This is a genomic window from Deltaproteobacteria bacterium, assembly GCA_022340465.1.
Taxonomy (GTDB): Bacteria; Desulfobacterota; Desulfobacteria; order Desulfobacterales; family B30-G6; genus JAJDNW01.
In genome coordinates, this window is sequence record JAJDNW010000087.1 from 1 (window position 1) to 25,275 (window position 25,275).

Here is a 25,275-nt window from a genome sequence, read left to right on the forward strand (position 1 = left end):
TCCATCAATTTCGCAGCCAGCCGATGCGCCGTTGGCCCATCGCCGATCAGTAGCGTTTTTTCTGTCACTGTGTTCACCTATAGCATTTGCCGAAGGGGCGCCCCTTGCCCCATACGGCTGATGCCATCTATTTCAAATACGACAGCACAGCCGCTGCCGCCTGCCCGCCGCTGGCGATGGCATCGGGAATGCTCATGGGGCCTGTGGCGGTACCGGCGGCAAAAACACCCGGGGCGGGAGGCGATCTATCCAAGCCCGGGGGATTAACAAACCCGCCGGAATCAACCGTCATGCCCAGCCCGGCCGCCATGCCGGCTGCATCTGGATTGGGAAGGAGTCCGACGGAAAGCACCAACAGGTCAAAGGCCGCCTCTTTGGGTGTATTCCCGGCATCATCCATGTAACCGAGGGTGAGGGTGCGATCCTCATTTTCGAAAACGTCGCCGGGGATTGATCGTACGAATTCGATTTCATCATGGATCGTCCGGTAAAACGTCTCGAAGTCTTTACCGAAACGCTGAATATCGATATAGAAAACGGTAATGTCCGTTGCGGGTTGCCGCGCTTTTATAAGCCTGCCAAGGCGCAGGGCGGAACCGCAGCACACCTGAGAGCACCAGAGGTGATTCAGACTTGCGTCACGGCTTCCCACGCACTGGATAAAGGCCACCCGCGATGGTTCCCGCCCGTCCGAGGGGCATAGCGCCCGGCCGGTTTTACGCATCTCCCTTTCCAGATCCAAATTGGTGATGACGTTTTCAAAAAGACCGTAGCCGTATGGTTTTTGCCGGGGGTCATAGGCATTGAACCCGGTGGCAAACACCAGCGCATCCGTTTCGATCTTCTCCTCGGTCTTTTTGGCATCCAACGCAATGGCATTCTGCGGGCAGGCGTCGCGGCAGACGCTACACGTTTCACCGCTGCTTGGTCGCATGCACGCTTCCGCCTTCAAGGCGTAGAAAGGCACGTGATGCGAGCTGCTGCCTTGGATCACGGCACCCGCAGGGCATTTGTCAAAGCAGAGGCCGCAGCTGTCGCATTTCCCGGGATCTACGAACTGCGGCGATACGGCAATCCCGATCGTGAGACGGTCTCCCGCGTTTATGTTTTCAAGGCGGCTGTCGGTCTTAAGATGAATACGCGGGTGTTGCCGTGCCTTTGCTAACAGGGTTTCCACCATGCAGGCGCCGCATTTTACACAGGCATCCGTGGCTTTGCAGGCATAGCCAACGGCGTGCCCTCCTGCGAACGGCGATTGCTCGACCACCAGCACTTCTATACCGAATCCGGCGAGCTGGACAGCCGCGGACAGCCCCGCGACGCCGCTTCCGGCAACGGTTACATGTCTATCCACCATTTTGCGATATCCCATGCCTGCCATACCAGAGATTTGTTGCATTGATTCCTGGGGCATTTTAACTGCTTTTATCCACTTATATCGTGGAAGCCTAATCGTCCAGAATATTACGGACCATCTGCGACAGCCGCAACATGTTAAACGGCTTTTGAATGAAACCGGCACCGCCGTGCTCGAGAAATACCTCGGCGAAACTGTTCATGCTGTAGCCGCTGCAAAAGATGGCTTTCAAATTCGGGTTTCTGTTCCTGATGGCGTTAAAAGCCTCGACACCGCCCATTTTCGGCATGATCATATCCAGAATTACCAGATCGATATTACCGCTATGACTGTCGTACAGGTCGACCGCCTGCACGCCGTCCGAAGCCGCAATGACGGAATACCCCAGGTCTTCCAAGATATCCTTGACGGATTTCAGGATGTAGTCTTCGTCATCGACAACCATAATCGTTTCCGTGCCATACAACATGGTATCGGCTTTAACCACGGTGTCTTCCCGATATGCCTTGTCACTCGAAGGCAAATAGATGGTAATGGTGGTTCCCCGTCCGACTTTGCTGTGAGCGGTGATGATGCCGTCATGGTTTTTAACGATGCCGAAGGCGGAGGCCAGTCCGAGCCCGGTTCCACGGCCCATGTTGTGCGTTGTGAAAAAGGGCTCGAAGATATGTTCCTTGATCTCCCTGTCCATGCCGGAACCCGTATCGCGGACGGAAATTTTCACAAAGTTTCCCGCGTTGACGCCGTGGGGCCGGGTGGCATCTTCCCCGAGGGTTACGTTTTGAGTCTTTATGTATATTTCCTTGCACTCGTCCATCGCCTGGCGTGCATTTACGTAAATATTGAACATCACCTGGTCGATCTGCCCTTGGTCCGCCTCAACCGGCCACAGGTCTTTCTGAAAATCCCTGATAATGTCGATGTCCTTGTTGGTGCGGGAGAAAAGCTCGGACGTTCTCTGGAGAGTGGCGTTGAGGTTGATGGTGGAAACGACGTACTTCCCGCCCCGGGCATAGCCCAGCAGCTGTTTGGTCAAGGAGGCACCGCTGTCCACGCATTGTTCGATGGCCTTCAAGCTGTCGTATTGCGGATGTCTATCGTTTATATCCAGCATCATCAGGGACACGTTCCCCTGAATTCCCATCAGCAGGTTGTTGAAATCGTGAGCAATGCCTCCGGCAAGGGTGCCGACGGCCTTCATGCGCTGCGCCTGGTGAAGCTGGTTTTCCAGTTTTTTCTTTTCCCTTTCCCCCTCTATGCGCTGGCTGATGTCGCGGACAATTCCGCGGAAACCGATTCGGCGCCCGCCGCTGTCTGCCATGGGGGAGGCGGCCAGTTCCAGGGTCTTCCTGGCCCGGTCTATGGTGATCACGGTGACGCTGTTGATGCGGCCCGGGTTTCCGGTCTTGTAGATGCTGCTGAAGAAGTTGCGCATCTTTTCAGCGGTTTGTGGACTGGTATACCGACGGCTGTTGAGGCCGATCAGTTCGGCGGCGCTGCTGCCCAGAATTCTGCCCAGGGCATCGTTGACAAAGGTGAAGTTGCCTTTCAGGTCGATCTCGAAATAGCCTTCTTCGATGCTGTCTAGAATCGTCTGGTACCTGTTTTCGCTTTCGTGCAGGGCATTGTCGGAAATTTGCCGCTGCTCCTTTTCCGCTACCAGGCTGGCATTTGCGTTTTTAAGGTCGTTGGTCTGCTCTTTTACCAGGTCCTCCAACTGGTTTCGGTAGGAGGTCGTTTTTTCCTGGCTTTCGCGCAAGGCGGTCTTCATGGCGACAAACGAGTCCGCCGTCTCCTGGATCTCCTTGTACACCGATCGGATGTTGGCGACGGCGTCGAAGTTATCCGCCTGGATCGATTCCGCCTCCTTGGAAAGTGCTGCAATGGGATCGATGACCCCCCTGGCCAGCCATAGCCCCAGAGCCGCTGCAAAAATCGAAATGGCCATGGTGATGAAAATACTGTTCAGCCGGTTCCTTTTTATGCCGCCGAGATAGTCGTCTTCGGGCAGGTAGACGCCGATGATCCAGGGCCACTCGCGAGCCGAAAAGGGTGAGAACATGGTGCTGTAGACACTGCCGTTGTGTTCGAAAGTAGCGAATTTGGGTTCGTCGAGCACGATCATCCCATTGGAATCGGTACCGAACTCAATGGATCTGAAGGCCTTTTGGCTCAGTTCGTCGTCCAACTCGTCTATCTTAACCAGGCGATCGCTTGTCTTAGGGTTGATCCCCCTGTGTTTCAATTTGCCGATCTCGGGAAAAGCGACAATATCACGGTTGCGGTTCATGAGAAAAGCGCGTCCGTTTTTTCCTATTTTGAGCCCGCCGATAAAGGTGGAAAGCTGGTCGATTTCGATATCGACGCCCACGATGCCCTGCAGGGTGCCGGCAGCATCGTAAAAGGGGCCGGCAATGGTGATTCCCGGCTTCTGGGAAGTGAAGAAGATGTAGGGGTCCGTCCAGACAATTTCTTTCTTTTTCAGGGCTTTCCCGTACCATGGCCGTTTTCGCGGGTCATAGGTGTCGTCGGGGTCGGCATTTGTAGAAAGCAGGTTGAACGCCTTGTCATACCAGGATAAATTCGTTTCACGCGCATGGTTGTGATGTAGAATTATTTTGGTCCTGAATCCTCCGGCCGAGTGAGCATCGCTGCGGCGGACATCGTAAAAATTGCCCTCCGGTGTTCCCATGTAAATGCCGGCAAAATAGGGATAGATGGAAAGCTGATTGTAAAAATACCGCTCCAGCATCTTGATCTGCTCTCGATTGCTGCTGACGACATCCGCGGACAAAAGCCGCTTGGTCAGCGCCGCCGCACCGTGGGCATGGGCCAGGTGGTTCTGGGATTGCTCCATGGCCAGCTGGGCGATATTCTTCATGATGTCTTTGGCGTGCTGGTTCAATACCTCCTGTGACGAGACATAGGAGGAGGTGGTGGCGATGATGTGGGTGCCCCAGATCAGGCTTAAAAAGCCGATGATGAGCGTCCAGCGGATGGATAGCTTCATTGAGTCAAACCCGCATTTTCAAAGAGTTTGCTGACATTCAGCTTGTTGAGGCCGTCCGTTAACAGTTCTCCGATCAGCTTTTCGCCCCCGCCCCTTCCCATTATTTTAGCGCGTTCCGCCTTGCCGTTCACGGATTCTCTGGCAATTTTGCTGCTGTCTTTGGAAAGCCGTGCCCTGTATGCGAAACCGGCATACCAGGTCCGGCCCTCGAGATCAATTTTGAATTGTTCGATGGCAACCCTCATCACCGGCAACGCTTCGGCCCCATCTTCGACGACCTCCACCTGCATGGCTTTCAACCTTTCTTTCAGGGCGGTCGCGACCAGGTCCTGGAGGTCATACGTCTGGCTCGAAGCCTCGCCTTCGTTGGTGGCGAGCGTGAAGTTGCCGTTCCACAGGTCGAATTCGCTGCGGGCTTTTTCTGAAAAGACGGATTTGTCCGCCCGCCGGTCTTCAACCTGCAATCCGATTTTTTGACCTTGCAGCTGCTGCGGCGCCTCGGGAAGCGTGTATAGAACTTTTACACTGTAAGGTTTTGCGCAGGCAGCGGCAAAAGCAACCAACAGCCCTGCGAGGATGAAGACGAAGCTGTTTCGGGTAGAGCGGTTCATCGTTGGAATCCCTCCTTTGGTGAGTCGATTGGTCCGCTTGTAAAGTGGAAAACAGTGTAATTGAGTATGCGCATATAGATTCGATGTCAAGGAAAAGTGTCGATTCGGCGGTGACCCCTTTCCGTGGGCGGCATCCTGAAAACCCTTGCCGGCAACGGATTTTCCTGTGCGCCGCCCTGCAGGTTTTAACTTGCATTGGCGGCTGCCTATGTGGTATTCAATTATGGATAACTAATCGAAAAGAGGCGCAATCGGGCGTCTCCAAAACAACAATCATTTGGTTTATAGGAGGAGAAAAGGATGAAGGCATTGAAGCTCTGTCTGGTAATGGTTGCCATTCTTGCTTTGGTAGGAACAGCCGCGGCTGGAACGCTGGAAGACGTCCGCGCCAAAGGGTTTATTCAGGCCGGTGTCAACGGCGACCTTTTCGGGTTCGGCAAGCCGGATGAAAAAGGCGTTTGGAGAGGGCTGGACGTGGACACGGCCAGGGCGGTCGCTGCAGCGGTTTTCGGTGATGCCGACAAGGTGAAGTACACCCCGTTGACGGCTAAAACCCGTTTTACCGCCCTGCAGTCCGGTGAAATCGATGTCCTGACCCGCAACTGCACCCAGACCCTGCATAGGGACACGGCCCTGGGGCTGGATTTCTGCCAGGTCAATTACTACGACGGCCAGGGGTTCCTGGTCCCGAAGAAGCTGGGTATCAAAAGCGCCAAGGAGCTGGATGGCGCCGCCGTATGCGTGCTGCCGGGAACAACCACCGAGCTGAACGTGGCGGATTATTTCCGTGCCAATGGCATGAAAATGAGCCCGGTGGTCATCGAAAGCACTGCCGAGCTTGCCAAGGCATTCTTTGCCGGCCGCTGTGACGTGCTGACTTCGGATGCCTCGCAACTCGCGGGCACGCGCGCCGTAGCCCCCCACCCTAAAGATTACGTCATTCTCCCGGAAATCATTTCCAAGGAGCCCCTGGCCCCGGCGGTTCGACACGGCGACAACCAGTGGAAGGACATTGTCAACTACAGCGTCCTGGCCATGATCGACGCGGAGGAATTGGGGATCACTTCCAAAAATGTCGACGAGATGCTCAAGAGCAAGGATCCCAAGATCATGCGTTTTCTGGGCGTCACCCCGGGCAACGGCAAGGACCTGGGCCTGGATGAGAAATTCGCCTACAACATCGTCAAACAGGTGGGCAACTACGGCGAGGTTTTCGAACGCAATGTCGGCGTCAACACGCCGCTGGGCCTCAAACGCGGCCTGAACGCGCTTTGGACCAAGGGGGGTCTGATGTACTCTCCGCCCTTCAAGTAGTATTATTGTACGCAGCAGGATGCCGAGAATGGCGTTCGGCCGAATGTAATACCAACCACAACGGCACACGGGACACAACGGATTTTTTTCTCGTGTCCCGAGTGCCCTTGTGGATGATATGTCCCAAGGCAGCAAGTTAACCCCAAAGGTGCAACGCTGGGGCTAGGGCCTGGGGGCCAATGTTGGGATGTCCACCACATGGGCCGGGAGACATGATGGCTGAGAGTCCGGAAATAAAAAAGGAGCCACCATCCAAGGCAATACCGTTTTATAACGACCCTAAAAAGCGGGCGATGCTGTTTCAGGTCGCTACGCTGCTCATGCTGGGTCTGCTGGCGTTTTACCTGTTGTCCAACACGCGTGCAAATATTGAGAAACAGTCCATCGCCACCGGTCTCGGCTTCCTGGAAAAAGAGGCGGCGTTCGAGATCGGTGAAAGCCCCATACCGTATTCAGCCGCCGACACGTATGGCCGGGCCCTGGTGGTGGGGTTTCTCAACACGCTCATCGTTTCCTCGATCGGCATCGTCATCACCATCATACTGGGAACCCTGATCGGCATTGCCAGACTTTCATCCAACTGGCTCGTTTCCAGGCTTGCGGCCATCTACATCGAGGTGCTGCAGGACATCCCGGTCCTGCTGCAGCTTTTTTTCTGGTACGCCTTTTTTTACAATATTCTACCGGGGCCGAAACAGGCATTGTCTCCGGTCAAGGGTATTTTTTTGAGCAACCGCGGCCTGGTTTTCACCGTGCCCCAAGCACACCCGGTATACAAATACATGGTGGCGGCGGCGGCTGTGGCCTGTGTGGCCATTTATCTGCTTCGCCGCTGGGCCAGAAACCGGCAGGCTAAAACAGGCGAACCCTTCCCCGTGTTCAAAGTGTCGCTGGCCATCATGGTCGGTTGCCCCCTGCTGACCTGGGCGCTGGGCGGCGCCCCCACGGCCATGAGCGTTCCCGTTCTCAAGGGGTTCAACTTCAGGGGGGGGTTGAATATCAGCCCCGAATTCACGGCGCTGCTGCTGGGGTTGATCTTGTACACCGCCGCCTTTGTGGCCGAGGTCGTGAGAGCGGGCATCCAGTCGGTCAACAAGGGACAGACCGAGGCGGCCATGTCGCTGGGTCTTCGGCCGGGCCAGGTATTGAACCTGGTTATCCTGCCGCAGGCCCTCCGGGTGATCATCCCCCCGTTGACCAGCCAGATGCTCAACCTGACCAAGAACAGTTCGCTCGCCGTGGCGATTGGTTATCCCGACTTCGTGTCCGTGGCCGGCACAACCATCAACCAGACCGGCCAGGCGATCGAGGGCGTGGGTCTCATGATGATCGTCTATCTGACCTTGAGCCTGCTCACGTCCGTATTCATGAACTGGTACAACAAGAAGACGAAGCTGGTGGAACGATAGCACGATACATGGATCGGAGTATAATACCATCAGTTGTGCAATACATATCACGCGAAGCGAGAATTGCACCCGCAGGGTACATGACGGCCGCAGGCCCAGTGACATGCGCAGCATAAATTACACGCAAGATAAATGACATAACCAATCAGCATTCTATTAAAATCGTCGACAGATGAACGGTAACAACGGAACAAATTCGGAAAACAATATAAAGCCGCCGGCCACCAGCGTAGGCGTTCTGGGGTGGGCCAGGGCCAATCTTTTCAACAGCTGGTTCAACTCCATCCTGACGTTGATTGCACTTTTCGTACTTTGGAGGATCATCCCTCCTTTCATCCGCTGGACCTTCATCGACAGCCTCTGGTTTTCCACCAGCGACGAGTGCAGGGAAATCGGGGGCGCGTGCTGGTCCATCATACCGGCCAACTGGCGCTTCATGATTTTCGGATTTTATCCGTACGAACAACAGTGGCGCCCCCTGCTGGCCATGGTCATGCTGGTCATACTGCTGTTTTACAGCAGAAACCGGGACCACTGGAAAAAATCGTTGCTGTACGCCTGGCTGATCAGCCTGGTCGCCATGGGCCTGCTCATGAAGGGGGGGGTTGCGGGGCTGACACCGATCGAAAGCAACCAATGGGGCGGGCTGCCGCTGACGCTCATGCTGTCCGTATTCGGCCTGGCGGCCGCCTATCCTCTGGGTGTGATTCTGGCCCTGGGAAGACAGTCCGAGTTGCCGGCGATCAAAACGGTCTGCATCGTCTACATAGAGATGATCCGAGGGGTGCCGCTGATAACGCTTCTTTTCATGTCTTCCGTCGTTTTCCCCCTTTTCCTGCCGGAGGGTGTGACGGTAAACCCCATCCTCCGCGCCCAGGTGGCCATCATCATGTTCACGGCGGCCTACATCGCCGAGGTGGTGCGGGGCGGGTTGCAGGGCATGGCCAAGGGCCAGTACGAAGCCGCGGAATCGCTGGGGCTCAATTATTATCAGACCATGCGCCTGGTGATTCTGCCGCAGGCATTGAAAATCGTGATTCCCCCGACGGTGAGCCAGTTGATTTCCGCACTGAAGGATACATCACTCGTGGTGATCATCGCCCTGTACGACCTGTTGAAAACCACCCAATCCACCCTGTCGAATCCGAACTGGATGGCATATTCCTCGGAGGCCTACATTTTCGTGGCTCTGATCTATTTCGCCTGCTGCTATTTCATGTCCAGCTACAGCCGGCGGTTGGAGGTGGAGTTGGATACAGGGCTATAATATCGCTCGGGCGATATTATTGAACGCGACTTCGTCGCTATTGAAGACCCACTATTCTTGCATAAAAGGTTTAGCATGAACGACACAGCGACTGCTGAAAGAAATGAACTGTCTGACGACGCCATCATCGAAATCACCGGAATGCACAAATGGTACGGTGAATTTCACGTCCTGCAGGACATTAATCTGACCGTCCAGAAAAAGGAGCGGATCGTTATCTGCGGCCCGTCGGGGTCCGGGAAATCGACCCTCATCCGCTGCATCAACCGCCTGGAGGAACACCAGCGGGGCCGTATCGTCGTGGACGGAATCGAATTGACCAACGACATCAAGAATATCGAAAAAATCAGGGTCGAAGTGGGCATGGTGTTTCAGCATTTCAACCTGTTCCCCCACCTCACCATCGTGGAGAACCTCACCCTGGGGCCTGTCTGGGTGCGCAAGGTGCCCAAGAAAGAGGCGGAGGAAATGGCCATGTATTATCTCGAAAAAGTCCAGATCGCCGAACAGGCTCAAAAATTTCCCGGCCAGCTTTCCGGTGGGCAGCAGCAGCGGGTCGCCATCGCCAGAAGCCTGTGCATGGCGCCCAAGGTGATGCTCTTCGACGAGCCGACGTCGGCGCTCGATCCGGAGATGATCAAGGAGGTTCTGGACGTCATGATCGACCTGGCCCAGGAGGGGATGACCATGCTGGTGGTCACCCATGAAATGGGATTTGCCAAAAGCGTGGCCCATCGGGTCCTTTTCATGGACTACGGGCAGATCGTCGAACAGAACACGCCGGAAGAATTTTTTGAAAACCCCAGGAACGACCGCACCAAGCTTTTCCTGAGCCAAATCCTTAACTGAGACTAATAAAATGCAACCCCGCAGACGGTTAGGTTGACATCGATGCTTGGTTTCATCTGCACGTTGTCAAAAGGTGTGCCCGTTCGGCATTTTATTAGATAATTTTACATCTCTCTTCAAGTGCTCTCTCAATCCTTCGGAGGGTTCCACTTCGTAAATCTGCGGTGAGATAAACTATACCGGTTGTCATATATATGTTCCGATACAAACGATGTCCATCATAAGAAATATTTTTTCCGAAGCAGTCAGGTAGTCGACTACCATGACAACCGCTATTCAATAGATTTTCTACGGAAAATCTTACAACGGTATTTTTCCAAACGCTATATGCCCTTTCAGGGCCGCTTCCCGGCGCTACTTCGATGTAGCAAGGTCGAGGGGGACAGCAGATGCTTTGTCTATCAGGGCGAGTGCTTTTTTCAGCACATCCCCCCTGAAGCGAATGTTGAGGGCCGCTTTCAGCATCTCCATCGATAAGACCGAGTTCAGGCCCGCCAGCATGGCCAGGGCCGCCAGGGCCCTGTCGGGTGGTTTGATCTTGGCAGCCTGGAAATCGACGGTCATTATTTTGCCGTTCGAGGGCGGCAGGGGGACGTCAGCGGACTGGATGACCACGGTGTCCTTTGTCAGCCCACCCAAAATGGCTCGCCGGCGGGCCGCCCCTTCCGGACCCAGCGCAAGGACCGCATCGGGATTTTCGATGCCGGTGTATGCTATGGCCTCAGGGGACAGGATCACTTCGCTGATGGAGTGCCCGCGCAGAACGGTGATGGGGTAGTCGTTTTTCTGGGCAGCATTCAAGCCGGCGGTCAGCCCGGCATAGCAGAGAATTTCACCGCCGGTGACGATTCTCTGGCCCGCGCTTCCCACAATCATTATTTCCTGGCGGCCGTGTACAGGAGAGGCGAGCGTTTTGGAAACCTTCAGCGCCCGCGGCACCGGGCCGGATTCCGTTGCTGCGGCGCGGTACCGCTCGCCGTATTCGCCCCGGTGGTTGGCGTCGACAGGGCCGCTGAAAGCGGGCAGCGAATCGATGCTTTGCTGAATGGATTTTGGCGACAGCTTGTTTTTCTTGGTGTAGCGTCCGGGACAGACTCCCCAGAGGTCGAGGACGGAAAATCCCTTGAATCGAACGGCTTTTTCGATTTCCAGGGCCAGCTCCCTGTTGTAGGCGGAAACCCTGGCGACATAACCGGCTCCGGCGGCCGCCGTTACCCGGCAGATGTCCATGGGATTTTCGATTCGGTTCAGGAATCCCGATCCGACCAGGGCATCCGGCGGCGTCGTGGCGGAAAACTGGCCGCCGGTCATGCCGTAGTTGAAATTGTTGAGCACCACAAGGGTCAGATCGATATTGCGGCGGCATGTACTCAAAAGGTGGGCCCCTCCGATGCCCATCCCGCCGTCCCCCATGGTGACGATGACCTTCAGCTCCGGACGGGCCAGCTTGATGCCGGTGGCATAGGTCAAGGCCCGGCCATGCAGACCGTGAAAGGCATGGGTGTGGAAAAAGGTATCGAACAGACCCGAGCACCCTATGTCGCTGACGATGACGACGTCGCTTCCCTTTACCCCCAGAGAGGCAAAGGACCTGTCCAGCGCCCGGGCGACGGTCTCATGGCCACATCCCGGACAGAAGACCGGAGGCCTTTTTTCATTGAGCAGGCTGGCCATGCGACAGCACCTCCTTGATTTTCTCCGGGGATATCAGGTTTCCGTTCATCCGTCCGAAAAACGCAACAGGCTTGTCGATCAGGACTCTCCGGATCTCCCGCACATACTGCCCCATGTTCATTTCCACAACCATGACCTTACGAAACCTGCGGGCGGTTTGGCGGATCAGTTTCTCCGGGACGGGCCACAGCGTTTTCAGGATCAGGTGGGCAACGGGCCGCCCCGCGACGTTCATCTCGGAAACGGCCGTCCTTGCCGCCCGTGAGGTCACGCCGTAGGTGATCAGCAGCGTGTCGCCGCCGGCATCGTCGAATTCGTAAAATGAAAACCGGTCCACGGAAGCTTCGAGCTTTTTCCCCAGGCGCTCCTGGCTCGCGGCGATGGCCTCCGGGTCCACGGTGATGTACCCGTCCGTGCCGTGGGTGGATGATGTCTGACGAACGGGCGTCCGATCACCGATGGGCAGAAAAGCCGGTGCGGAATGATCGTTCGGTGCGGCAAAGGGCAGAAAAGGCTCGGCGGAGGTGTACCGTGTGCGATTTTCGACGGGCGGCAGTTCCACCGCATCCATATCGAAGCTTTCCCTCGTCATCCCGGTCTCCTTGTTGCTGGCGATGAAGACGGGGCACCGCAGGGTTTCCGACAGGTTGAAGGCATGGAAGGTCAGCCGGTAGCAGTCGACGACATCGACCGGTGCGAGGACGACCACGGGAAGCCCTCCGGTGTTGCCCCATCGCAGAAACTGAATGTCGCCGTCCGCACCGCGGGTTGCCGACCCTGTCGAGGGGCCGAGGCGCTGCACGTCGGCGATGACCAGCGGAATCTCACTGCCGACGGCGAAGGATATATTTTCACTGTACAGGCTGATGCCGGGGCCCGATGTCGCCGTCAGGACCTTCAAACCCGCCATGGAAGCTCCCAGGCAGAAACCCATGGAGGCGATTTCATCCTCCCCCTGCAGGCATATGCCGCCGGCGGGCGGCAGCAATTTGAGCATGGTGTTCAGTATGGTCGTTGCCGGTGTGATGGGGTAGCCGGCAAAGAACCGGCAACCCGCTTTGTATGCCCCCCAGGCGACGGCTTCATTGCCTTCCATAAAATTGAGTGCCATAGGATACCCAAAGCGTTCGTTAAACGTTAGGTGTAGGACGTTGGACGTGATGTTTATTTTTTCGGTATTACGGTTCAAGGCTCAGGACACACGGCCGACGTTTCATATTTCACGGTACACGGTATACGGTTTACGGTTTTCGGTCAATGGCCGCAAGGCTCAAGGCCCACGTCTCAGGCCTATATATAATTATCCCCGAAATAGAAAGAAAAGATTTCATTTTGAACCGCTATTTAGTATGTTACCGGCATTTGCAAAAACAATACAAAGGTGTCAACGAAGTCGTCTGCCTGCTGTGTATGAAACCCATCGTCGCCGTCATCGGTCGCCCCAATGTGGGGAAATCGACCTTTTTTAATCGCATTACCCGCACCAGGGATGCGCTGGTGGAAAATTCCCCCGGCGTGACGCGTGACAGGATATACGGCGATGCCCAGTGGAACGACGTCGATTTTACTCTCGTCGATACCGGCGGATTCACCGAAACCGGGGATGAATTCAATCCGCAGGTAAAATTCCAGGTTCGACAGGCTGTTCAGGATGCCGATGTCATCGTGGCCATGCTCGACGGGAAGGCCGGCATTTCGCCGTTCGACCATGATATCGTTCAACTCCTCCGCTCCGTTAAAAAGCCGGTACTGTACGCGGTCAACAAAATAGACGGCCTTGAGCAGGAGAACCGCCTCTATGAGTTTTACGGCACCGGTGTAAACGAACTCCATCCGATTTCGTCCGAACACGGATACGGCATTAACGACTTTTTGGATTGTCTGGCGCGGTTGCTGACCGGCATCATCGAGCAGGATTCATCGGAAAAGGACGACACGGCCATCAAGGTTGCCGTCGTGGGCAGGCCGAATGTCGGGAAATCGTCCCTGATCAACCGTGTGCTGGGTGAGGAGCGTCTTTTGGTGAGCGATATCCCCGGGACGACGCGCGACGCCGTCGATTCGGTGTACAGGGCGGAGGGAGGCTTGTACCGGTTGATCGACACGGCCGGTATCCGCCGTAAGGGAAGGGTGCACAAAAAAATTGAGAAGTTTTCGGTGATCAAGGCCCTCAAAAGCCTGGAGCGCTGCGATGTGGCCCTGATCGTCCTGGATGCGCATGACGGCATTACCGATCAGGATGTCAACATAGCGGGATACGCCAACGAGCGGGGCTGTGGATGCATCTTTTTGCTGAATAAATGGGATGTCGTGGAAAAGGACAGCCGGACGGCCGGACGTTTTCTGGAGCGGCTTCGCATGGATGCGAAATTTCTTCAGTTTGCACCCGTGCTTACCATCTCGGCCCTTACGGGACTGCGGGTCAGGAAAATTTTTCCGCTGGTAGACGCGGTTTACAGCCAGTACGCCACGCGGGTTGGCACAGGCGTGCTCAACAGGATTTTCGAGGGGGCCATCCGCAGCAACGAGCCCTCTCTGTACAGGGGCCGGCGTCTGAAATTTTACTATGCCACCCAGGTGTCGGCCAAGCCGCCAACGTTTGTCTGTTTTGTCAGCTACCCGGATGCAGTGCATTTTTCATACAAACGGTATCTCATCAACCAGGTCCGCGCGGAAACAGGTTTGGACAGCACCCCGCTGCGGCTGATTTTCAGACAGCGCAAGGGCCGCCGGAAAGAGTAAATTAGTGTTTAGTGTTTGGTATTTGGTATTTCGTGGTTAGAGGAGGGTGGCAGGGCTTCATACACCATACACCATACACCAAACACCAAATACCAAATACAAAGACATGAACGATCTCTTTGAATATAGCGCGCGCAAGGCCTCGAGCGGCAGACGGCCGTTGGCCGAGCGCATGCGGCCGCGCCGCCTCGAGGAGTATCTGGGACAGCCTTCAGCCGTGGGAGAGGGCAAACTGGTTCGGCGGGCCATCGAGCAGGACAAGCTCTTTTCCATGATCCTGTGGGGGCCTCCCGGGTGCGGGAAAACGACCCTTGCCAGGCTGATGGCCACCGAAACCAGTGCCCATTTCATCCATTTTTCAGCGGTTCTTGCGGGCGTTAAGGAAATCCGGTCGGTCATCAAAATAGCCAGGGAGCAGCAAAGCCTTTACCGGCGGCATACCGTGCTGTTTGTGGACGAAATTCACCGCTTCAACAAGGCCCAGCAGGATGCGTTTCTGCATCATGTGGAGAGCGGCCTGATAACGCTGATCGGCGCTACAACCGAGAACCCGTCCTTCGAGGTCATCCCGCCGCTGATTTCACGCTGTCGTGTCATCGTGCTCGAAGCTCTCTCGGAAAAGGATATCCAGCGCATTTTGCAGAAGGCGCTGGACGACAGGGACAGGGGGCTTGGCAGCGCGGGACTGACGATTACGGAGGAAGCGCTGGCCTACCTGGCCGCCGTTTCGGACGGGGACGCTCGAACGGCTTTGAACAGCCTCGAACTTACCGCCGGGCTCCTGGCAGACGGGCGGGCCCCCTCCGGCGAGTCGATGAACGCCGGGACCATTACGCTTTCACGTGTAGAGGCCGCTCTGCAGAAGAAAGCACTGGTGTACGACAAGTCGGGCGAAGAACACTATAACCTGATTTCGGCCCTTCACAAAAGTATGCGCGGCAGCGATCCCGATGCGGCGGCTTATTGGCTGGAGAGAATGCTTTCAGCCGGAGAAAATCCGCTCTATGTGGCTCGCAGGATGGTGCGTTTTGCCACCGAAGACGTCGGCATGGCCGATCCGCAGGCCCTGACTGTGGCGTTGAATGCCATGGAGGCCTATCGGTTCCTGGGATCGCCGGAAGGGGAGCTTGCACTGATGCAGTGCGCCATATACCTGGCAACCGCCCCCAAAAGCAACAGTGTGTACAAGACGTACGGACAGGTTAAAAAATGCATTGCAGAAACGGGGAGCCTGGCGACGCCGTTGCATATTCGCAACGCCCCGACAAGATTGATGCGTGATATCGGTTATGGGAAGGGATACCGCTATGCCCACGACTTCAGGGATGCGTTCGTGGGGCAGGAGTACCTGCCGCAGGCGATCAGGCGCCACCATTTTTACGAACCGTCCGATCGTGGTTTTGAGCATACCATACAAAAACGGATGGCGTACTGGCGACGCCTGAAAAAGGAACAGCAGGCTGCACAGAACTCGGACAACATGGCTGCCGATTCCGGGGGGAGAAAACAATGAAAAAATCAGCCGCAGTGGAGAAGGCGCTCAAGGAAAGTCGTTTTTTCAAGGACTTCGATGTGGAGACCATCGCCGAGGTGGCGGGCATCGGGCACCTGGAGACGTTGGAGGCCGGCGCGCATGTTTTTCAGCAAGGGGAGGTCGGCCGACACATCTACATCATCGTCAAGGGGTCTGTCACGCTGGAGCGCACCAGGGATTTGGGCAGGAGAACCGGAAAGGTGGTGGTCGACATGCTGGGAAAGGGACGTTTTCTGGGGTGCTGGTCCACGCTTCTCGGGGAAGCGCATATACTGATGTCGTCGGCCTACTGCCAGAAACCAACGGAAATTATCTCCATCGAGGGAGCCGAGTTGCGGGGTATCATGCTAAAAAATACCTCGTTGGGCATGCAGGTAATGGAGAGGCTCTGTTTTCTGTTGCGGGACAGAATCCAGGCGGCATACGGGGCCATGGAGAAGTTATAGATGGTTGAACCAAAGGAAGATCTGGAAGAAGCGAAGATATTGCAGGATATCGAATCCCGCCTGGATGCGTTTGGCCGGGACAGGGGCAGCCTCATCCCGATTCTGCAGATGATACAGGGGCGGCACCGCTACCTGCCTAAAGCCTCCCTGGAAATGGTGGGGGCCTATCTAGGCATCCCCCCCTCGGAGGTTTACGGTGTGGCGACGTTTTATAACCAATTTCGGTTCAACCCCCCCGGCAAGCATCCCATCAGGGTGTGCGTTGGAACCGCCTGCCATGTCAGGGGTGCCGACATTATTCTCGAGAATTTCGAAAGAAAGCTGGAGATCAAGGAGGGACAAACGACCGCTGACCGTGAATTCAGCATAGAGAAGGTGGCCTGCGTCGGCTGCTGTGCGTTGGCGCCGGTGGCCCTGGTCGGCGAAACGGTTCACGGCGGCATGGCGCCGAGCAAGGTCGAGGGGCTGATTCTGCGCATAGCAGTGGAAAACGAGATGCGCCAAAGAGCCAAAGACAAGGAAAAACAAGAGGAATAACAGGTAGTTTTATGCATGCTGAAAAAATACAGGTTGCTTACCAGGCCGTTCGTGCCGCTGGTGCCGAACGACAGGCGGCCGCCATAAAGGGTGGAGGGGCGACGATTCACATCGGCATGGCCACATGCGGAATTGCATCGGGTGCCCTGGAAACCAGGAAGGCTTTTGAGGAGGAGCTCGAGGCAAGGGGCATCGAAGCCCGCGTGCATCCGGTGGGATGCATGGGACACTGTTATGCGGAGCCGGTGGTTGTGATCGATCATCCCGATTCCGGATTTCCCCCGATTCTTTACCCGAATGTCAACCCGGGGAAGGCCAAGATGCTTAGCAAGTTGTTTCTGGAGGAGGGCGACCCCCGTTTCGAGCACGTCCTGGGCGCGACGGTCGAAAACGAGATGATCCCCTGGGTGATGGAGTTCTCCAGATTCAGCATGGAAACCCGTATCGTTACCGGGCTGTGCGGCAAAATCGATCCCGAAAGCATCGACGAATACCTGCTTCAAGATGGTTATGCAGGCCTGGCACGTGCCCTGGCCATGGACCCCGAAGAGATTCTCGGGACCATCAAAGATTCGGGGCTTCGCGGCCGGGGGGGGGCGGGATTTCCCACCGGTGTAAAATGGGAATTGGCTGCGCAGGCCGACGCCACCGAGAAGGTGGTGATCTGCAACGCCGACGAGGGTGACCCCGGCGCCTACATGGACCGCACGATTCTGGAAAGCAATCCGCATCAGGTGATCGAAGGCATGCTTATCTGCGCTCATGCGGTGGGGGCAAGGAAAGGTATTTTTTATATCCGGGCGGAATATCCCCTGGCGGTGGAAATCGTCACGCGGGCCATCGATCAGGCCCGCGAAGCGGGGCTGCTGGGAGAGCGCATTCTGGGATCGGAATGCAGCTTCGACATCGAGGTGTTTCAGGGCTCCGGAGCCTTTGTCTGCGGCGAAGAAACGGCACTGATCAGATCCATCGAGGGGCTTCGCGGTATGCCGGTTCACCGTCCTCCCTACCCGGTGGACGAAGGCCTCAATGGCGGGCCTACCGTCATCAACAATGTCAAGACGCTGGCAACCGTTTCCCCGATCATCAAAAAGGGGGTGGCGTGGTTTCGGGGAATCGGAACCCCGGGCAGCCCGGGCACTACGGTTTTTTCCGTCGTCGGCGAGGTGGTGCATCCCGGACTTGTGGAGATTCCCATGGGAGTGACCCTGCGAACGCTGATTTTCGACATCTGCGGGGGTATACCCAACCAGAAGGGCTTCAAGGCGGTGCAGATCGGCGGACCGTCAGGGGGATGCCTGCCGGAGTCGTTTCTGGACACGCCCATCGATTTCGATTCCCTGCGCGAAGCCGGAGCGATGATGGGTTCCGGGGGCATGGTCGTCATGGACGAGGAAGCCTGCGTGGTGGATGTGGCGCGATATTTTCTCGATTTCACCCAGAACGAATCGTGCGGGAAATGCACCTTCTGCCGCCTCGGCACCCGCCACCTCCTGGACATTTTGACGAGGATGACCAAGGGGGAAGGAACCCGGGAAGACCTCGAACAACTGAAGGAGCTCAGTCAAGCGGTGCGCGAGGGATCCCTTTGCGGTCTGGGAAAAACGGCCCCCAACCCTGTGCTCACGTCGCTCGAATACTTTGCCGAAGAGTATGCGGCCCATGTGGACAGAAAGGAATGCCCCGGCAGGACGTGCAGGGATTTAACGGCCTTTTATATCGACCTGGAGGCTTGCGCGCGGGGATGCGATGTTTGTGTGGGATGCTGCCCCGTGGATGCGATCTTCACCACGCGCACGAGGAAAAAGGGTATCGATCAGACGCTGTGCGTGAAGTGCGGGGAATGCCGGGTGGTGTGCCCGCCGGAATACGATGCCGTCAGAAGGGTGTCGCCCGCGGAAGGCGTGCCGATTGTCGAACGGCCGGAGACCCGGGATGGGTAGTTGGTGGTTTCAATAAAAGGTCGAACCGCACTTCCAGGGGACAGAGGTCGCGGATCAGAGACCTGAACGTCCCACATCGAACTGTTGGCTAACAGAAAAACCGGATATTATGATTACCATTACAGTTGACAGCAAGGAAATCCAAGCCGAGGCCGGGGCCAGCCTGCTCGAGGCCTGTCTTGAAAACGACATTTATATCCCCCACTTGTGTCACGTGGCGGGCATGCAGACCCCCCCCGCGTCCTGCCGGCTGTGCATGGTGGCCGTGGTAGGAGTGGACAGACCGGTCACCGCGTGCACGACGCAGGTAGCAGAGGGTATGGTGGTGGAGACCGCTGCACCTGAAGTGAGGCATCTGCAGCGCACCGCGTTGCGGCTGCTGTTGTCCGTTCACGACATCGACTGCAAAAACTGCCATGCCAACAAGCATTGCGAACTGCAGAACATCGCCCGATTTTTGAAGATCGGCCTGAGGGCCAAACCGTACGACACCCTGCTCGAGAAAAGCGCCGTCGATCGTTCGCACCCTTTTTTGGACTACCTGCCCAATCGGTGTGTTCTGTGCGGCAAATGCATGTATGCCTGCAGGGAAAAAAACGGTCAGTCGATGTTTACCTATGCCGGCAGGGGATTCGACACCGTGATCAGCGCTTTCGGGGTCGATTCCGCCGATGTCGACTGTGCGGCTTGCCTGGCTTGCGTCGATATCTGTCCGGTGGGGGCCCTGGTGGTCAGGGAGAACGGCGGGGACAGCTGACCGATATACAAAAAGCGAACAATCACCCCCGCAGTTGCAACGCGTGGGCAATATTCTGAAACCGATAACGAACGTGATTGTCGAAAATTTAAATTACAAGGAGGAACGGATCGATGAGAGAAGTCGTCGTAGTGAGTGGTTCACGAACGGCAGTAGGGAGTTTCGGCGGTGGGTTGAAAAGCGTTTCCGTCGTGGAAATAGGGACCGCGGTCATGAAGGAGACATTGCGGCGGGCCGGCCTGCGACCCGAAAAAAGCGAAGAGATGGAAGCCTTTGCACCCGACAAACTCAAGGGTCGTGAACGCATCGAACTGGAGGAACCGTACAATGACTGGGATGAAAACCTCGAACCCGTAACGTTGGACGAGGTGATCATGGGCAACGTGCTCCAGGCCGCCCAGGGGCAGAATCCGGCCCGGCAGGCTATGGTCAGAGCCGGCATCCCCAAGGAAACGCCGGCCTTCAGCCTGAACAAGGTTTGCGGCTCGGGGCTCAAGGCCATCGCACTGGGCGCCGCTTCCATCATGTCCGGCCAGGCCGATGTGATTCTGGCCGGCGGACAGGAAAGCATGAGTACGGCGCCCATGGCCCTCCCCAAAGCCCGCTGGGGCCACCGGATGGAGCTGACCGGCGTGGGGGAGATTTATGACCTGATGGTCTTCGACGGTTTGTACGAAATATTTTACGGTTACCACATGGGATTGACGGCGGAGAACATCGCCTCCCTGTATGACATCAGCAGAGAGGAGCAGGATGCCCTGGGCGTTCTGAGCCACCAGAGGGCCAGGCAGGCAATAGCCGACGGCAGCTTTGCCGATGAGATCGTGCCGGTGGTGATCCGTGGCCGCAAAGGGGAGACGGTCTTCGAAACGGACGAACGCCCCATGGAAACCAGCCTGGAGAAGATGGCCAAGCTGAGGCCGGCCTTCAAGAAAGACGGCACCGTGACGGCCGGAAATGCCTCGGGCATCAACGACGGCGCCGCGGCGGTGCTGTTGATGAGTGCCGACAAGGCCGAGGCGTTAAGCCTCGATCCCATCCTACGGATAAAGGCCTTCGCGTCAGGGGGCGTCGATCCCGCCTATATGGGGCTGGGCCCCGTTCCAGCCGTCCGCAAGGTGCTGAAGACCACCGGGATGACCATAGACGACATCGATATGATCGAACTGAACGAGGCTTTCGCCTCGCAGGCTATCGGCTGCATGCGTGAACTGGGCATAGACAGCGACCGCCCCAACGAAGTGGGGAGCGGCATATCCCTCGGTCACCCGATCGGTTGCACCGGCGCCCGCCAGATGGTCACCGGGATGCATCTGATGCAGCGCAAGGATTACGGCACAGGCCTTATCAGCATGTGCATCGGCGGGGGCATGGGAATGGCCATGATCGTTGAACGCTGATGCGTGTATCCCACTGTCGCCGGTTTCTTGATTCGTAGATCGGTTGCTGTTGATAAAAAGGGGCCAAGATTTCCAGGGGCCAAGGGCCATAAAACCGCAACTTCGCCTGAGAATTCGCTTTACTTAACCGGTTATAATTGCTAAGAATTAAGATTGGTTTGCAGCATGAACCGAGATAGCGAGCGCATTCCCTGCAGCTTGCTGCAGGGTAAGCGAGCGAATCATAATTAATAGAATTCCTTACGGTGAAGATTCCCCTCGAGCTTGCTGCGGGGAGTGTTCAATCTTTGCGTATGACCAAGAGGTGATACGCTGTAAACATCGACAGGAGAAAAAGCAAATGGATGTGAGCAGAAAGTTGGGTATTCTGGTTTTTTGTGGCGTTCCGGCGATCATCGGCGGAGGCATCATGTACGCCATGTTTGACAGCTACCTTTCAGTATTCATCTGGGAGGTGCTGCTGATTTTTGCGGCCGGCGTTTATGTCAGCAGATAATGCCCCACCTTTTTGACTTTGCATAATACCTTTCGAATAGCAACCTGCGCAGCCCGCTTATGGAACGGAACAAAGGGCTGCGTGGTCGTTTTATCCGCCTTTGCAGAAGGCTACGGCAGGCAAAGTGGATGAATGCGCAGATCCAACGATGCCACGGCGCGATGTCGCCCAATGCATTGGCGGATAAGGGCGTCGTAGCGCAAGGCGAAGACGGTTAGCGGCGGGGACCACGAGTTTACCCGTGGGACTCCGTGCGGTAATCTCTCCTTTTGAACCGAGATAGCGAGCCCATTCCCTGCAGCTTGTTGCAGGGTAAGCGAGCGAATCATAATTGACAGCGTTCCTTACGGTGAAGATTCCCCTTAAGCTTGCTGCGGGGAATCCGCAATTACACGCATTTTATGGTTGGAGGCAGGATGGCGGAGAAGACGACCGGCGACTTGATCCTTTGGTTTTTTCTGGGATGCCTGCTGATTTCCACATTCATGCTGGGGAGACTGTTTTGGCCGTTCTTGTCCATATTCGTCATCGGCGCCGTCGTAGCCGGTGTCTTTTACCCGTTGTACAAGTGGATGCTGCATTCCGGCAGGGTCAGGCCGTGGATAGCCTCTCTGGTGGTGTGCCTGCTTATCTTCGTTATTCTGTTCATCCCGATTATCTTCTTCGTCGGCGTGCTCTCCAGCGAGGCCTACGACCTGTACGTTGCGGCCAGGAATGCGGTGCTCAGCAAGCGGTTTCAGGGGTTGATCGAGGGAAGCATGCTCCTGGAGAAGGCCAATGCCGTACTGGTCCATTTCAACATCGAATTGACCGGCCTGGAGCTGAACAAGGGGATATCGGAAATCGGAAAGTACGTCGGCCTGTTTCTTTACAACCAGGCACGGATGATAGCATCCAACATGGTGGCCTTTATCGTCAATTTTTCGTTGATGCTGCTGGTGATCTACTACCTGCTCATCGACGGCAAACGCCTGATTACATTCATTGTGGACCTGTTGCCGCTCCCCGATGATCAGGAGTGGTTGTTGATTGAAAAATTCAAGGATATGGCCGGTGCAATCTTGATCGGCAACGGTCTGTGCGGATTGATCCAGGGCGTAATCGGTGGCGCTGCATTTTACCTGCTGGGCATCAATTCGCCGATCTTGTGGGGCGTCATCATGGGGATCCTCGCTTTTTTGCCCATCATCGGCATCGGTGCGGTAATGCTTCCCACGACCGTTTACTTTTTCATTGCCGGCCGGACGGCGGTCGGCATATTGCTGGTAGTTATTTATGTCATGCTTTCCGGAGGAATTGAATACCTGGTTAAACCAAGACTGGTGGGGCACCGCGTAAAAATGCATACCCTGCTGGTATTTTTTAGCATTATCGGTGGATTGAAGCTTTTTGGTATTCTGGGCATCGTATACGGTCCGTTGGTGATCACGGCTTTCCTGACGTTTACGGACATTTATAAGGCCAGCTACCAGTATATTATCGAGACGAGGGAGAAAATATGACCATTAACGAACATCTGCCCGAAATCAGCATAGAGCGTGAGATGAAAAAATCATACCTCGATTATGCGATGAGCGTCATCATCGGCAGGGCGCTGCCAGACGTCAGAGACGGGCTGAAACCGGTTCACCGCAGGATCCTCTACGCCATGCGGGAACTCAAAAACGATTACAACAAACCCTTCAAGAAATCGGCCAGGATCGTAGGCGACGTCATCGGCAAGTACCATCCCCATGGCGACACGGCCGTCTACGACACGATCGTGCGCATGGCCCAGGATTTTGCCATGCGATATCCGCTGGTTGACGGGCAGGGGAATTTCGGATCCGTGGACGGGGACTCCGCAGCCGCCATGCGTTACACGGAGATACGCATGATGCGTCTCTCGCACCAGATGCTGGAAGACCTGGACAAAGAGACCGTCGACTTCATTCCCAACTACGACGAGTCACTGGAGGAACCTGTGGTGCTGCCTACGGTGGTCCCGGCCCTCCTGGCGAACGGATCGTCGGGAATTGCGGTCGGCATGGCCACCAACATTCCGCCCCACAATCTCAGCGAGGTCATCGATGCCATCAAGGCGCTTATCGACAATCCCGACATCGGCCTGGAAGAACTCATCGAGCTCATACCCGGTCCCGATTTTCCCACCGGCGGTATCATCCACGGCACCAAGGGGATTCGCGACGCCTACAGCACGGGGCGCGGCATCATCCGCATCCGGGCGCGGGCGACCATCGAGAAAGACAAACGCACCGGCAGTGAGACCATCGTGGTCTCGGAAATTCCCTACCAGGTCAACAAGGCGCGGCTGATCGAAAAGATTGCCGACCTGATGAAGAGCAAACACCTAGAGGGCATCCGCTACGTCCGTGATGAATCCGACCGGGAGGGCATGCGCATCGCCATGGGGCTGAAAAAGAACCAGGTGGCCGGTGTGATCATCAACAAGTTGTACAAACACACCCAGATGGAAAACACCTTCGGCATCATTTTCCTGGCCGTGGTGAACAAACAGCCCGAGGTACTGACGCTCAAGGGGTTGCTGGAGCACTTCATTCTGCACCGCAAGGAAGTCATCATTCGGCGGACACGCTTCGAATTACGCAAAGCGGAGGCCCGGGCGCATATACTGGAAGGGCTGAAAATCGCCCTGGATCATTTGGACAGGGTGGTTGCCCTGATACGGTCATCGAAGACGCCTGCCGAGGCCAAGGCTCGCCTGATGGAGGAATTCGAACTCACGGACATTCAGGCCCAGGCAATCCTGGACATGCGTCTGCAGCGTCTCACCGGCCTGGAAAGGGACAAGATCGTCGACGAGTACGACGCTCTGCTCAAAGACATCGCCTGGTACAAGGAGGTGCTGGGAAGCACGAAGCTGGTGCTCGGGATCGTGAAGGACGAGCTGACCGAGGTGCAGTCACAGTTCGGCGACCTGCGGCGCACCGAAATCATCGAGGAAACGCACGAGCTGACCATCGAGGACATGATCGTCGAGGAGGACATGGTCGTCACCATTTCCAACTCGGGTTATATCAAGCGCAATCCGATAACTCTGTACCAGAGTCAGAGGCGCGGCGGCAAAGGAAAAACCGCCATGGGCACCAAAGAGGAAGATTTCGTGGCGCTGCTCTTCGTGGCTTCCACCCACCACACCTTTCTTTTTTTTACCAACAAGGGCAGGGTCTACTGGCGCAAGGTTTACGAGATCCCGCAGGCCGGAAGACTGAGCCGCGGCAAGGCCGTCGTCAACCTTCTCAACCTTGACGCCGATGAAGAGCTGGCCACGGTGATGGCGGTGCCGTCGTTCGACCCGGGTAATTTCATCATCATGGTCACCCGGCAGGGATTGGTGAAAAAAACCGATATCATGGCCTACAGCCGGCCGAGATCGGGCGGTATCATCGCCATCGATCTGGTCGACGGAGACGAGTTGATTGCCGCCAGAATTACCGACGGCACCATGAACGTTTTTCTGTGTTCGGTCATGGGAAAATCGATTCGCTACCACGAGTCGGATGTTCGCCCCACCGGGAGAGTTGCCCGGGGCGTTCGGGGGATGCGCCTCGCCGACGGGGACAGCATTGTGGGGATGCAGGTGCTGAGCCACGGGCAGACACTGATGGCGGCTACCGAAAAGGGGTACGGAAAGCGCACATCCATCGATGAGTATCCGATTCAGAAACGCGGCGGCAAGGGGGTGATCACCATTAAAACCAACGAACGGAACGGCATGGTCGTATCCATCCTGCTGGTGGAGGAGCACGACGATCTCATGGTGATGACGAACAGCGGGAAAATCATTCGCATGCCCGTCCGGGGCATTTCCGTGATCAGCCGCAATACACAGGGTGTCAAGCTGATCGGCATGGATCCGGGCGAGCGTGTTGTCGGCATGGCGCGGTTGGCGGAAAAATAATGCTGCC

The 25,275-nt window shown here is 56.3% G+C and carries 19 protein-coding genes; 14 read left to right on the forward strand and 5 right to left on the reverse strand.

Annotated features, from left to right (window positions below; genetic code table 11):
- Positions 1-127 precede the first annotated feature (127 nt).
- The 3 genes from LJE94_12915 to LJE94_12925 are packed head-to-tail and all read right to left on the reverse strand — an operon-like array spanning position 128 to position 4,978.
- Positions 128-1,399 carry an FAD-dependent oxidoreductase gene (locus LJE94_12915; GenBank protein MCG6911009.1) on the reverse strand — a complete coding sequence of 424 codons (1,272 nt, stop codon included), beginning with the start codon at positions 1,397-1,399 and terminating at the stop codon, positions 128-130.
- Between the two features lie 49 nt (positions 1,400-1,448).
- The gene (locus LJE94_12920; GenBank protein MCG6911010.1) at positions 1,449-4,367 is read right to left on the reverse strand and encodes a response regulator; all 2,919 of its coding nucleotides are present in this window, start codon (positions 4,365-4,367) and stop codon (positions 1,449-1,451) included.
- Positions 4,364-4,978, reverse strand: coding sequence for a hypothetical protein (locus LJE94_12925; protein MCG6911011.1), 615 nt, complete (start codon positions 4,976-4,978; stop codon positions 4,364-4,366). Before LJE94_12925 ends, LJE94_12920 begins: the two co-directional genes overlap by 4 nt.
- Positions 4,979-5,278: 300 nt before the next feature.
- On the opposite strand from LJE94_12925, the gene LJE94_12930 reads away from it, so the two are divergent.
- From LJE94_12930 to LJE94_12945, 4 genes are all read left to right on the forward strand, one after another.
- Positions 5,279-6,292 carry an amino acid ABC transporter substrate-binding protein gene (locus tag LJE94_12930; GenBank protein ID MCG6911012.1) on the forward strand — a complete coding sequence of 338 codons (1,014 nt, stop codon included), beginning with the start codon at positions 5,279-5,281 and terminating at the stop codon, positions 6,290-6,292.
- 215 nt (positions 6,293-6,507) lie between these two features.
- Complete coding sequence (locus tag LJE94_12935) at positions 6,508-7,701, forward strand: amino acid ABC transporter permease (protein MCG6911013.1); 1,194 nt, start codon at positions 6,508-6,510, stop codon at positions 7,699-7,701.
- A 172-nt stretch (positions 7,702-7,873) separates the two neighbouring features.
- A complete protein-coding gene (locus LJE94_12940; GenBank protein ID MCG6911014.1) occupies positions 7,874-8,968 on the forward strand; it encodes an amino acid ABC transporter permease in 1,095 nt (364 codons plus the stop codon).
- 123 nt (positions 8,969-9,091) lie between these two features.
- The gene (locus tag LJE94_12945) at positions 9,092-9,817 is read left to right on the forward strand and encodes an amino acid ABC transporter ATP-binding protein (GenBank protein ID MCG6911015.1); all 726 of its coding nucleotides are present in this window, start codon (positions 9,092-9,094) and stop codon (positions 9,815-9,817) included.
- 354 nt (positions 9,818-10,171) lie between these two features.
- Here LJE94_12945 and LJE94_12950 read toward each other — a convergent pair whose 3' ends face one another.
- Together LJE94_12950 and LJE94_12955 are read right to left on the reverse strand one after the other, a co-directional pair.
- Positions 10,172-11,491: a thiamine pyrophosphate-dependent enzyme gene (locus LJE94_12950; GenBank protein ID MCG6911016.1), complete on the reverse strand. Its 1,320-nt coding sequence runs from the start codon at positions 11,489-11,491 to the stop codon at positions 10,172-10,174.
- Positions 11,472-12,602, reverse strand: a complete 1,131-nt coding sequence (locus LJE94_12955) for a pyruvate flavodoxin/ferredoxin oxidoreductase (GenBank protein MCG6911017.1) — start codon at positions 12,600-12,602, stop codon at positions 11,472-11,474. Before LJE94_12955 ends, LJE94_12950 begins: the two co-directional genes overlap by 20 nt.
- A 251-nt stretch (positions 12,603-12,853) precedes the next feature.
- Here LJE94_12955 and der point away from each other — a divergent pair, with 251 nt between their 5' ends.
- The 10 genes from der to gyrA all read left to right on the forward strand — a co-directional run bounded on the left by der (position 12,854) and on the right by gyrA (position 25,268).
- Positions 12,854-14,233, forward strand: coding sequence for a ribosome biogenesis GTPase Der (gene der, locus LJE94_12960; GenBank protein ID MCG6911018.1), 1,380 nt, complete (start codon positions 12,854-12,856; stop codon positions 14,231-14,233).
- Positions 14,234-14,339: 106 nt separating this feature from the next.
- Positions 14,340-15,746, forward strand: coding sequence for a replication-associated recombination protein A (locus LJE94_12965; protein ID MCG6911019.1), 1,407 nt, complete (start codon positions 14,340-14,342; stop codon positions 15,744-15,746).
- Positions 15,743-16,213, forward strand: a complete 471-nt coding sequence (locus tag LJE94_12970; GenBank protein MCG6911020.1) for a Crp/Fnr family transcriptional regulator — start codon at positions 15,743-15,745, stop codon at positions 16,211-16,213. The genes LJE94_12965 and LJE94_12970 overlap by 4 nt, the downstream gene beginning before the upstream one ends.
- A complete protein-coding gene (gene nuoE / locus LJE94_12975) occupies positions 16,214-16,750 on the forward strand; it encodes an NADH-quinone oxidoreductase subunit NuoE (GenBank protein MCG6911021.1) in 537 nt (178 codons plus the stop codon).
- Positions 16,751-16,761: 11 nt separating this feature from the next.
- Positions 16,762-18,693: an NADH-quinone oxidoreductase subunit NuoF gene (locus LJE94_12980; protein ID MCG6911022.1), complete on the forward strand. Its 1,932-nt coding sequence runs from the start codon at positions 16,762-16,764 to the stop codon at positions 18,691-18,693.
- 109 nt (positions 18,694-18,802) lie between these two features.
- A complete protein-coding gene (locus LJE94_12985) occupies positions 18,803-19,450 on the forward strand; it encodes a (2Fe-2S)-binding protein (protein MCG6911023.1) in 648 nt (215 codons plus the stop codon).
- A gap of 113 nt (positions 19,451-19,563) precedes the next feature.
- Positions 19,564-20,850: an acetyl-CoA C-acetyltransferase gene (locus LJE94_12990; GenBank protein ID MCG6911024.1), complete on the forward strand. Its 1,287-nt coding sequence runs from the start codon at positions 19,564-19,566 to the stop codon at positions 20,848-20,850.
- A gap of 340 nt (positions 20,851-21,190) precedes the next feature.
- Positions 21,191-21,346 carry a hypothetical protein gene (locus tag LJE94_12995; GenBank protein MCG6911025.1) on the forward strand — a complete coding sequence of 52 codons (156 nt, stop codon included), beginning with the start codon at positions 21,191-21,193 and terminating at the stop codon, positions 21,344-21,346.
- Positions 21,347-21,762: 416 nt separating this feature from the next.
- Positions 21,763-22,848 carry an AI-2E family transporter gene (locus LJE94_13000; protein ID MCG6911026.1) on the forward strand — a complete coding sequence of 362 codons (1,086 nt, stop codon included), beginning with the start codon at positions 21,763-21,765 and terminating at the stop codon, positions 22,846-22,848.
- Positions 22,845-25,268: a DNA gyrase subunit A gene (gyrA, locus tag LJE94_13005; protein MCG6911027.1), complete on the forward strand. Its 2,424-nt coding sequence runs from the start codon at positions 22,845-22,847 to the stop codon at positions 25,266-25,268. Before LJE94_13000 ends, gyrA begins: the two co-directional genes overlap by 4 nt.
- The last annotated feature ends 7 nt before the right edge of the window (positions 25,269-25,275 follow it).

What these genes read in the sequence shown, in the direction of transcription:
- gyrA (MCG6911027.1), top strand. Translation starts at nt 22,845, where the DNA reads ATGACCATTAACGAACATCTGCCCGAAATCAGCATAGAGCGTGAGATG.
- LJE94_12955 (MCG6911017.1), bottom strand. Translation starts at nt 12,602, where the DNA reads ATGGCACTCAATTTTATGGAAGGCAATGAAGCCGTCGCCTGGGGGGCA.
- LJE94_13000 (MCG6911026.1), top strand. Translation starts at nt 21,763, where the DNA reads ATGGCGGAGAAGACGACCGGCGACTTGATCCTTTGGTTTTTTCTGGGA.
- LJE94_12940 (MCG6911014.1), top strand. Translation starts at nt 7,874, where the DNA reads ATGAACGGTAACAACGGAACAAATTCGGAAAACAATATAAAGCCGCCG.
- LJE94_12925 (MCG6911011.1), bottom strand. Translation starts at nt 4,978, where the DNA reads ATGAACCGCTCTACCCGAAACAGCTTCGTCTTCATCCTCGCAGGGCTG.
- LJE94_12965 (MCG6911019.1), top strand. Translation starts at nt 14,340, where the DNA reads ATGAACGATCTCTTTGAATATAGCGCGCGCAAGGCCTCGAGCGGCAGA.
- LJE94_12995 (MCG6911025.1), top strand. Translation starts at nt 21,191, where the DNA reads ATGGATGTGAGCAGAAAGTTGGGTATTCTGGTTTTTTGTGGCGTTCCG.
- LJE94_12990 (MCG6911024.1), top strand. Translation starts at nt 19,564, where the DNA reads ATGAGAGAAGTCGTCGTAGTGAGTGGTTCACGAACGGCAGTAGGGAGT.
- LJE94_12935 (MCG6911013.1), top strand. Translation starts at nt 6,508, where the DNA reads ATGGCTGAGAGTCCGGAAATAAAAAAGGAGCCACCATCCAAGGCAATA.
- LJE94_12950 (MCG6911016.1), bottom strand. Translation starts at nt 11,491, where the DNA reads ATGGCCAGCCTGCTCAATGAAAAAAGGCCTCCGGTCTTCTGTCCGGGA.
- LJE94_12930 (MCG6911012.1), top strand. Translation starts at nt 5,279, where the DNA reads ATGAAGGCATTGAAGCTCTGTCTGGTAATGGTTGCCATTCTTGCTTTG.
- LJE94_12970 (MCG6911020.1), top strand. Translation starts at nt 15,743, where the DNA reads ATGAAAAAATCAGCCGCAGTGGAGAAGGCGCTCAAGGAAAGTCGTTTT.
- LJE94_12920 (MCG6911010.1), bottom strand. Translation starts at nt 4,367, where the DNA reads ATGAAGCTATCCATCCGCTGGACGCTCATCATCGGCTTTTTAAGCCTG.
- nuoE (MCG6911021.1), top strand. Translation starts at nt 16,214, where the DNA reads ATGGTTGAACCAAAGGAAGATCTGGAAGAAGCGAAGATATTGCAGGAT.
- LJE94_12915 (MCG6911009.1), bottom strand. Translation starts at nt 1,399, where the DNA reads ATGCAACAAATCTCTGGTATGGCAGGCATGGGATATCGCAAAATGGTG.
- LJE94_12980 (MCG6911022.1), top strand. Translation starts at nt 16,762, where the DNA reads ATGCATGCTGAAAAAATACAGGTTGCTTACCAGGCCGTTCGTGCCGCT.
- LJE94_12985 (MCG6911023.1), top strand. Translation starts at nt 18,803, where the DNA reads ATGATTACCATTACAGTTGACAGCAAGGAAATCCAAGCCGAGGCCGGG.